Source organism: Streptomyces chilikensis, from assembly GCF_001642695.1.
GTDB lineage: Bacteria > Actinomycetota > Actinomycetes > Streptomycetales > Streptomycetaceae > Streptomyces > Streptomyces chilikensis.
The window spans coordinates 1-10,229 of the sequence record NZ_LWCC02000188.1 but is presented as its reverse complement, the minus strand read 5'-3'; the positions used below and the strand labels follow the sequence as shown (position 1 = coordinate 10,229).

The 10,229-nt window shown below is 76.1% G+C and carries 2 protein-coding genes; both read left to right on the top strand.

The annotated features are described in order from the left end of the window. A partial coding sequence (locus A2U95_RS31245; protein ID WP_166029293.1) for a beta-ketoacyl reductase occupies positions 1-2,450 on the top strand: 2,450 nt, incomplete at its 5' end. Between the two features lie 49 nt (positions 2,451-2,499). After that, on the top strand, positions 2,500-10,229 hold a 7,730-nt coding region (locus tag A2U95_RS31240; protein WP_166029291.1), incomplete at its 3' end, for a type I polyketide synthase.

The following is a 10,229-nucleotide window of genomic DNA, read 5'->3' as shown; positions in this document are numbered from 1 at the left end:
AGGTCAGCCCCCACCCCGTCCTCTCCCTCGGCCTCCAGGGCACCGTCGAGGACACCGGCACCGACGCCGCCGTCCTCGGCACCCTGCGCCGCGACGAAGGCGGCCCGGACCGCTTCCTCACCTCCCTCGCCGAAGCCCACTGCCACGGCGTGGCCGTCGACTGGAACACCGTCTTCGCCGGCACCGGCGCCCGCCGCACCCCCCTGCCCACCTACGCCTTCCAGCACCAGCACTACTGGCCCGAGCTGTCGGCGCAGACGTCGGTCGCGGCGGTGGACGGGGCGGACGCCCCGTTCTGGGACGCGGTCGAGGGCGAGGACCTGGAGGCGCTGTCGCAGGCGCTGGGCGGTGTCGACGCGGAGCCGCTGAAGGCCGCCCTGCCGACGCTGGCCGGCTGGCGGAGGCAGCGGCGTGAGAAGGCGGCGCTGAACGGCTGGACGTACCGCGTCGGCTGGAAGCGCGTGGCCGAGGGGGCCGCGGCCGCGGTGCTCCCCGGCCGGTGGCTGATCGCCGTGCCGGCCGGGGGTTCCGTGGACGACACGTTCGCCGACGCGGTCGGGCAGGCCATGGCCGAGCGCGGCGCCGACGTCCTGCGGGTGACGGTGACCGGGCGGGAGGCCCTCGCGGCGGCGCTCGCCGAACTGGACCCGCAGGGCATCGACGGCATCGTCTCGCTGACGGCCCTCGGGGACGGCGGTGAGGACGGCGCGGCAGGCGTGTCCGGCACGGTCGTGCTGGCGCAGGCACTGGGGGACGCCGGGGTGCACGCCCCGCTCTGGGCGCTGACCCGGGGCGCCGTCTCGGTGGGCGGCGCCGATCCGCTGGAGTCGCCGCACCAGGCCGCCGTGTGGGGTCTGGGCCGGGTCGCCGGTCTGGAGATGCCGCAGCGCTGGGGCGGTCTGGTGGACCTGCCGGCCGCGTGGGACGCGGACGTCGCCGCCCGGCTGTGCGCGGTGCTGGACGGAACCCACGGCGGTGAGGACCAGCTCGCGGTGCGGCACGAAGGGGTGTTCGCGCGGCGCCTGGTGCGCACCGCGGCCGGGGCGGCCGACGCGTGGCGGCCCTCGGGAACGGTGCTGGTCACCGGCGGTACCGGGGCCCTCGGCGGGCTGGTCGCCCGCCGGCTCGCCGAGCAGGGCGCCGAACACCTGGTGCTGGTGGGCCGCCGCGGCCCGGACGCCCCCGGCGCGGACGCGCTGCGGAAGGAGCTCACCGAGCTCGGCGCCCGCGTCACCGTCGCCGCCTGCGACCTCGCGGACGGGGCGGCGCTGGAGGAACTGTTCGCCCGGATCGACGCCGACGCCGATGCCCACGGGACGCCCCTGACGGCCGTGGTCCACGCCGCGGGCGTGACGGCCGACGGGATCCTGGACGGCCTGTCCCCCGAGCGGCTCGCCGAGGCGCTGCGCGTGTCCACGACGGGCGCCGCACGGCTGCACCGGCTCACCGAGGACCGTGATCTCGACGCCTTCGTCCTGTTCTCCGCGTTCGCCGGCACGGTCGGCGGCGTCGGCCAGGGCGCACACGCGGCGGCCGCGGCGCACCTCGACGCGCTCGCCGTCCACCGCGCCGGCCGGGGACTGCCCGCCACCTCCCTCGCCTGGGGCCCGTGGGCGGAGGGCGGCACGGCCCTGGACGACCCGGGCTTCGCCGAGCGCATGAGGGCCCGCGGACTTCCGGTGCTGCCCACCGACGCGGCCCTGACCGCCCTGTTCCGCGCCGTGCCCGGCGCGGGCGGGGGAGCGGACCAGGCCGGCCCCGCGGCGGCCCTCCTGGTCGCCGACGTCGACTGGACGACGTACCTGCCGGCCTACCTCGCCGCCCGCCCGGCGGCCTGGCTGGAGGACGTCCCGGAGGTCCGGGCGTACCTGGCCCGCGCGGAGCGGACGGGGACGGGCGAGGACGAGGACGGCGCCGAGGCGTTCCGGGCGTCCCTGCGGGGGCTGCCGGAGTCCGAGGTGACGCGCAAGCTGCTGGACCTGGTGCGCGCCGAGGCCGCGGTCGTCCTGGGCTACGGGTCGGCCGACGAGATCGGTGCCCGGCGGCCCTTCCGCGACCTCGGGTTCGAGTCGCTCACCGCCGTCAACCTGCGCAACCAGCTGAGCGCGCGGACCGGGCTGAAGCTGCCCGTCACGCTCGTGTTCGACCACCCCACGCCGACCGCGCTGGCGGAATTCCTGCGCGGCGAGATCGGCGGCGCGGTCCGCTCCCAGGAAGGCGCGGAGACCGCGGTGCTGTCGGAGCTGGACCGGCTCGAGGCCGGCCTGGCGGGCCTGGACGGCGACGAGGGCGCCCGGCAGCGGATCACCTCCCGGCTGCGCGCCCTGGTGGCCCGGCTGGACGGCGGCCCCGCGCCCGCCGACGCGACGGCCGACGTCGCCGACCGGCTGGACGCCGCGAGCGCCGAAGAAGTACTGGCCTTCATCGACAACGAGTTCGGAGAGGCCTGAGCAAGCGTGATTGCCGAACGTACGGAATTCCTGGAGAGGCTGGCGGGGCATGGCGGATGACAAGAAGGTCCTCGAGTACCTGAAGCGGATGACCGCGGACCTCCACCAGACCCGGCAGCGGCTGCGCGAACTGGAGGCGGGGGAGCACGAGCCGATCGCCATCGTCTCCATGGCCTGCCGCTTCCCCGGCGGCGTCCGGTCGCCGGAGGACCTGTGGCGGCTGGTCGACGAGGGCCGGGACGCGATCTCCGGCTTCCCCGAGGACCGCGGCTGGGACCTGGAGGGCCTCTACGACGCCGACCCCGACAAGCGGGGCTCGTCCTACGCGGCCTCGGGCGGGTTCCTCGACGCGGCCGGCGACTTCGACCCGGCGCTGTTCGACATCAGCCCCCGCGAGGCGCTCGCCATGGACCCGCAGCAGCGGCTGCTGCTGGAGAGCACCTGGGAGCTGTTCGAGCGGGCCGGCATGGCCCCGTCCTCGCTGCGCGGCCGTCCGGTCGGCGTGTTCGCGGGCGCGGCCGGCGAGGACTACTCGTCGCTGCTCCGGTTCACCGAGGGCGTCGAGGGCTACTACCTGACCGGCACCTCCGGCAGTATCGTCTCGGGCCGCATCAGCTACGCCTTCGGCCTGGAGGGCCCGGCGGTCTCGGTCGACACCGCGTGCTCCTCGGCCCTGGTCTCCATCCACCTGGCGGCGCAGGCGCTGCGCCAGCGCGAGTGCACCCTCGCCGTCGCGGGCGGCGTGACGGTGATGTCCGCGCCGGGCATGTTCATCGAGTTCAGCCGCCAGCGGGGCCTGGCGTCCGACGGCCGCTGCAAGGCGTTCGCCGACGCCGCCGACGGCACCGGCTGGGCGGAGGGCGTCGGCCTGGTGCTGCTGGAGCGGCTGTCGGACGCCCGCCGCAACGGCCACGAGGTCCTCGCGGTCATCCGGGGCTCGGCCGTCAACCAGGACGGCGCCAGCAACGGCCTGACCGCCCCCAACGGACCGTCCCAGCAGCGCGTCATCCGCCAGGCGCTGGCGAACGCGGGCCTGTCCGCCGCGCAGATCGACGCCGTGGAGGCCCACGGCACGGGCACCCGGCTGGGCGACCCGATCGAGGCGCAGGCGCTGCTCGCCACGTACGGCCAGGACCGTCCCGAAGGCCGCCCGCTGTGGCTGGGCTCCCTGAAGTCGAACCTCGGCCACACCCAGGCCGCCGCGGGCGTCGCCGGCATCATCAAGATGGTCATGGCGATGCGCCACGGCGTGCTGCCCAGGACCCTCCACGTCGACCGGCCGACCTCGCACGTCGACTGGTCCGCGGGCGACGTCGAACTGCTCACCGAGGCGCGCGCCTGGCCGGAGACCGGTGAGCCGCGCCGCTTCGCGATCTCCTCGTTCGGCATCAGCGGCACCAACGCGCACACCATCGTCGAGCAGGCCCCGGCCGACGACGCCGGCGCCACCGGCGACGACCCGGCCCGCCCGGTGCGGACCCCGGCCGGAACCCCCTGGCTGCTGTCCGGCCACACCGAGCAGGCCGTCGCCGAGCAGGCCGCCCGCCTCCTCGCCCGCCTGGAGTCCGAGCCGGCCGGCGTCCTGGACGTGGCCTGGTCCACCGCCGTCACCCGCTCCGCCCTCGACCTGCGGGTCGCCCTCCTCGGCACCGGCCGCGACGAGCTGCTCGACGGGCTGCGCGCCGTCGCCGACGGCGCCCCCGCCCCGGCCGTGCTCCGCGGCAACGCGCTGGAACACGGCGGGCTGGCCTTCCTGTTCCCGGGCCAGGGGTCGCAGCGCCCCGGCATGGGACGCGAGCTGTACGAGGCCCACCCGGTGTTCGCGGAGGCCTTCGACGCGGTCTGCGCGGAAATCGACAAGCACCTGGACCGGCCCCTCAAGGAACTGGTGTTCGACGCGGAGTCGGATCTGCTCGACAGGACCGTCTACACCCAGGCCGGCCTGTTCGCCGTCGAGGTCGCCCTGTTCCGGTTGATGGAGCACTGGGGCGTCACCCCCGACTACCTCCTCGGCCACTCCATCGGCGAACTCGCCGCCGCACACGTCGCGGGCGTCTGGTCCCTGGAGGACGCGGCCACCCTGGTCGCGGCCCGCGGCCGGCTGATGCAGGCCCTGCCCGAGGGCGGGGCGATGGTCGCCGTCCAGGCGACCGAGGACGAGGTCCTGCCCCTGCTCACCGAGAACGTGTCCATCGCCGCCCTCAACGGCCCGAACTCCGTGGTCGTCTCCGGCGACGAGGACGAGGTGCTGGCCCTCGCGGAACGCTTCGCGAAGACCAAGCGGCTGCGGGTCAGCCACGCCTTCCACTCGGCGCACATGGACGCCATGCTGGACGAGTTCGCCCGGATCGCCGCCACCCTCACCTACCACGAGCCCCGCCTCCCCATCGTCTCCAACCTCACCGGCGACGTCCTCCCCGCCGACGAACTGCGCAGCCCCGGCCACTGGGTGCGGCACGTGCGCGAGGCCGTCCGGTTCGCCGACGGACTGCGCACCCTCGACGGCCTCGGCATCACCGCCTACCTGGAGGTCGGCCCCGGCGGCGCGCTCTGCGCGGTCGGCGGCGACAGCGTCCGGGCGGACGCCGCGTTCGTGCCCGCCCTGCGCAAGGACCGCCCCGAGAACCGGTCGGTCACCGCGGCGCTCGCCGAACTCCACGTCCGCGGCGCCCAGGTCGACTGGCAGGCCTTCTACGAGGGGTCCGGCGCCCGCGCCGTCGCCCTGCCCACCTACGCCTTCCAGCACCGTCGCTACTGGCCCGAGCTGCCCACCGGCTGGAGCGGGGACGTCACCGCCATCGGCCAGCGCTCCGCCGAACACCCCCTGCTCGGCGCCGCGGTCAGCCTCGCCGAGGGCGACGGCATGCTGTTCACCGGCTTCCTGTCCGTGCAGACCCACCCCTGGCTCGCCGACCACGTCGTCCTGGGCACCACCCTGCTGCCCGGCACCGCGTTCGTCGAACTCGCCGTCGCCGCCGGCGACGAGACGGGCTGCGGCGAGGTCCGCGAACTCACCCTGCAGAACCCCCTGGTCCTGCCCGAGCGGGGCGGCGTCGCCGTCCAGGTGTCCGTGGGCCCCGCCGACGCGGAGGGCCTGCGCTCCGTCAGCGTGCACTCACGGCCCTCCGGCGACACCGACGAGCCGTGGACCCGCCACGCCGACGGCGTCCTCGCGCCCACCGCGCCGCCCGCCGGCCCGGCGGACACCGACGGCGACCTCACCGCCTGGCCGCCGCCCGGCGCCACCCCCCTCGCCCTCGACTCCTTCTACGAGGACCTCGCCGCCCGGAGCTACGCCTACGGGCCCGCCTTCCAGGGGCTGACCGCGGCCTGGCGCCGCGGCGACGAACTCTTCGCCGAGGTCCGCCTGCCCGACGACGTCTTCGACGGCGCCCGCGCCTTCGGCCTGCACCCGGCGCTGCTCGACACGGCCATGCACGTCAACGCCCTCAACGACCTCGACGGAGGCCTGGGCGAGGGCCGCGGACGCCTGCCGTTCTCCTGGAACGGCGTCACCCTCCACGCCGCCGGAGCCGGTGCCGTGCGCGTGCGGCTGCGCCGCACCGGAGGCGACGCCGTCACCGTCCACCTCGCCGACACCACCGGCCGGCCGGTCGCCACCGTCGGCGAACTGGTCTTCCGGCCCGTCACCGCCGAACAGCTCTCCGCCGGCCCCGCCGCCGCCCGCGACTCCCTGTTCCACGTCGACTGGATCCCCGTCACCGCCGACGGCAGCCACGACCCCGACGACTGCGTGCTGATCGGCGACAACGGCCTCAAGCTGCCCGCCGCCGCCCGCTTCGACGACCTCGCCGCGCTGGCCGCCGCCGTCGACGACGGCATGCCGGCGCCCTCCACCGTCGTCGCCGCCCTCACCGCCGACCCGGCCGCCCCGCTCGCCGAGGCCGCCCACCACCTCACGCACCGCGCCCTGCGGCTCGCCCAGCAGCTCCTCGCCGACGAACGGTTCGAGCACAGCCGGCTCGTCCTGGTGACGCGCGGAGCCGTCAGCACCGGCGAGGGCGACCCCCTCGAGGACCCCGCGGCCTCCGCCGCCTGGGGCCTCGTGCGGTCCGCGCAGAACGAGAACCCGGCCCGCCTGGTCCTCGTCGACCTGGACGCCGCCACCGCCTCCCGCCGCGCCCTGCTGCGCGCCCTCACCGCCCCCGAGCCCCAGCTCGCCGTCCGCGACGGCGCCCTGTACGCGCCGCGGCTGGCCCGCGCGCCCCGGGCGGACGACACCGGCCGCCGCCTGCTCGACCCGCGGGGCACCGTCCTGCTCACCGGCGCCACCGGCACCATCGGCGCCCTCCTCGCGGAACACCTCGTCCGCGTCCACGACGCCCGCCACCTGCTGCTGCTCAGCCGCCGCGGCGCCGACGCGCCCGGCGCCGCCGAACTGGCCGCCCGGCTCGAGGAACTCGGCGCCGCCGTCACCTTCGCCGCCGCCGACGCCGGCGACCGGGACGCCCTCGCCCGCGTCGTCGACGCCGTCCCCGCCGAGCACCCCCTCACCTCCGTCATCCACGCCGCCGCCCTCTCCGACGACGGCGTCCTCACCGCCCTCACCCCCGAACGCGTCGACCACGTCCTCGCCCCCAAGCTGGACGCCGCCGCGCACCTGCACGAGCTCACCCGGGACCTGCCGCTGGACTCCTTCGTCCTGTTCTCCTCCCTCGCCGCCACCCTCGGCGGCCCCGGCCAGGGCAACTACGCGGCCGCCAACCTGTTCCTGGACGCCCTCGCCACCCACCGCCGCGACCACGGCCTGCCCGCCGTCGCCCTCGCCTGGGGCCTGTGGGCCGACCGGAGCGGCCTGGCCGCCGACCTCGACGACTCGCACCTGCAGCGCATCGACCGGGCCGGCGTGACCGCCATGTCCGCCGAGGACGGCCTCGCCCTGTTCGACGCCGCGACCGCCCGCCCCGAACCCGTCGTCGTCGCCGCCCACATCGACCTGCCGACCCGCGCCGACGTGCCCGTCGAGGCCATCCCCCCGATGCTGCGCGGCCTGATCCGCCCCGCCGCCCGCCCCGCCGCCGCCGCGGAGACCACCACCGCCTCCTCCCTGGCCCGCCGCCTGGCCCAGCTGCCCGAGGAGGACCGCGCCGGCTTCGTCCTCGACGTCGTCCGCGACGCCGCGGCCGGCGTGCTCGGCCACCGCTCCGGCACCGAGATCCAGCCCCAGCGGGCCTTCAGCGACCTCGGCTTCGACTCGCTCACCGCCGTCGAGATGCGCAACCGGCTGAGCCTGGTCACCGAGACCCGCCTGCCCGCCACCCTCGTCTTCGACTTCCCCACGCCGGCCGCCCTCGCCGACCACCTGTGCGCGCAGCTCCTCGGCAGGCCCGACGCCGTCGAGGCCGCCGCCACCGTCTCCAGGGACCGCGACGACGACCCGATCGCCATCATCGGCATGAGCTGCCGGCTGCCCGGCGACGTCCGGTCCCCCGAGGACCTGTGGCAGCTGGTCCTCGACGGCCGCGACGCCATGGGGCCCGTGCCCACCGACCGGGGCTGGCACATCACCGCCCTCCCCGGCATGGAACCCGGCCAGGACGGCCCCCTCGACCTGCTCGGCGGATTCGTCACCGACCCGGGAGGCTTCGACCCGGCCTTCTTCGGCATCTCCCCGCGCGAGGCCCTGGCGATGGACCCGCAGCAGCGCCTGCTGCTGGAGACCTCCTGGGAGGTCTTCGAACGCGCCGGCATCGACCCGGCCTCGGTGAAGGGCTCCCGGACCGGCGTCTTCACCGGCTCCAGCGGCCAGGACTACTCGGCGCTCCTCAACGCCTCCGAGGGCAACGAGGGCTACCTCCTCACCGGCATCTCCGCCAGCGTCGTCTCCGGGCGCGTCTCCTACGCCTTCGGCCTCGAGGGCCCGGCCGTCACCGTCGACACCGCCTGCTCCTCCTCCCTCGTCGCCCTGCACCTCGCCGCCCAGGCGCTGCGCAACGGCGAATGCACCATGGCCCTCGCCGGAGGCGCCATGGTGATGGCCACCCCCGCCGCCTTCGCGGGCCTCAGCGGCCAGGGCGGCTTCGCCGCCGACGGCCGCTGCAAGGCCTTCGCCGACGCCGCCGACGGCACCGGCTGGTCCGAGGGCGTCGGCGTCCTCCTCGTCGAACGCCTCTCCGACGCCCTCCGCAACGGCCACGAGGTGCTGGCGGTGGTCCGGGGCACCGCGATCAACCAGGACGGCGCCAGCAACGGCCTCACCGCCCCCAACGGCCCGTCGCAGCAGCGCGTCATCCGCGCCGCCCTCGCCGACGCCGGCCTGACCACGGCCGACGTCGACGCGGTCGAGGCCCACGGCACCGGCACCAAGCTCGGCGACCCCATCGAAGCCCAAGCCCTGCTCGCCACCTACGGCCAGGACCGCCCCGAGGACCGGCCGCTGCTGCTGGGCTCCATCAAGAGCAACATCGGCCACGCCCAGGCCGCCGCCGGCGTCGCCGGAATCATCAAGATGGTCATGGCCATGCGCGAGGGCGTCCTGCCCCGGACCCTCCACGTCGACCGGCCGACCAGCCACGTCGACTGGTCGGCGGGAGCGGTGGAACTGCTCACCGACACCCACCGGTGGCCCGAGACCGGCCGGCCGCGCCGCGGCGCCGTCTCCTCCTTCGGCGTCAGCGGCACCAACGCCCACGTCGTCCTCGAGCAGGCGCCCGAGCAGGAGCCCGTCCGCCGGGCGCCCGCCCCGGACCCGCAGGGGGCCCTCGACCCGGCCGCCGTCCCCGGCCTGCCCGTCGTCCTGTCCGCCAGGACCGACGAGGTGCTGCACGCCCAGGCGGCCCGCCTCGCGGACCACCTCGAGCTCCACCCCGGCCTGCCGCTCACGGACGTGGCCTGGTCCCTGGCCTCCACCCGTGCCCACTTCGAGCGCCGCGCCGCCCTCGTGCCGCGCGACCGGGACGCCCTGCTGAAGGACCTGCGCTCCCTGGCGGACGGCGTCGCCGCCGCCGGGACCGTCACCGGCGCGGCGTCCGAGGAAGTCCGTCCGGTGTTCGTGTTCCCGGGCCAGGGCGCGCAGTGGGCGGGCATGGCCGTCGAACTGCTCGACACCTCCCCGGTGTTCGCGGCCCGGATGGCCGAGTGCGCCGCCGCGCTGGCCCCCCACACCGACTGGTCGCTGCTCGACGTGGTCCGCAGCGGCGAGGGCCTGGACCGGGTGGACGTGGTCCAGCCGGTGCTGTGGGCGGTCATGGTGTCGCTGGCCGAGCTGTGGCGCTCCCACGGCGTCCAGCCGGCCGCGGTGATCGGTCACTCCCAGGGCGAGATCGCCGCCGCCGCGGTGGCGGGGATCCTCTCCCTGCAGGACGCCGCCAAGGTCGTCGCCCTGCGCTCCCGGGCCATCACCGCGCTCGCCGGCCTCGGCGGCATGGTCTCGGTCGCCCGGGCGGCGGACGCCGTCCGCGAGACGATCGCTGCCTGGGACGGCCGGATATCCGTCGCCGCCGTCAACGGCCCCGCCTCCACCGTGGTCTCCGGCGACATCGACGCCCTCGACGAGCTGATCACGGCCTGCGAGTCGGCCGGGATCCGCGCCCGCAAGGTGGACGTGGACTACGCGTCCCACTCCGCGCACGTCGAGGCCATCCGGGAGGAGCTGGCCCGTCTGCTGGACGGCATCGAGCCCCAGCAGGGCGGCACGCCCCTGTACTCGTCCCTGACGGGCCGTCTCCTCGACATCAACGACACGGTGATGGACGGCGGCTACTGGTACGACAACCTCCGCAACACCGTCGAGTTCGAGAACGCCACCCGCGCCGCCCT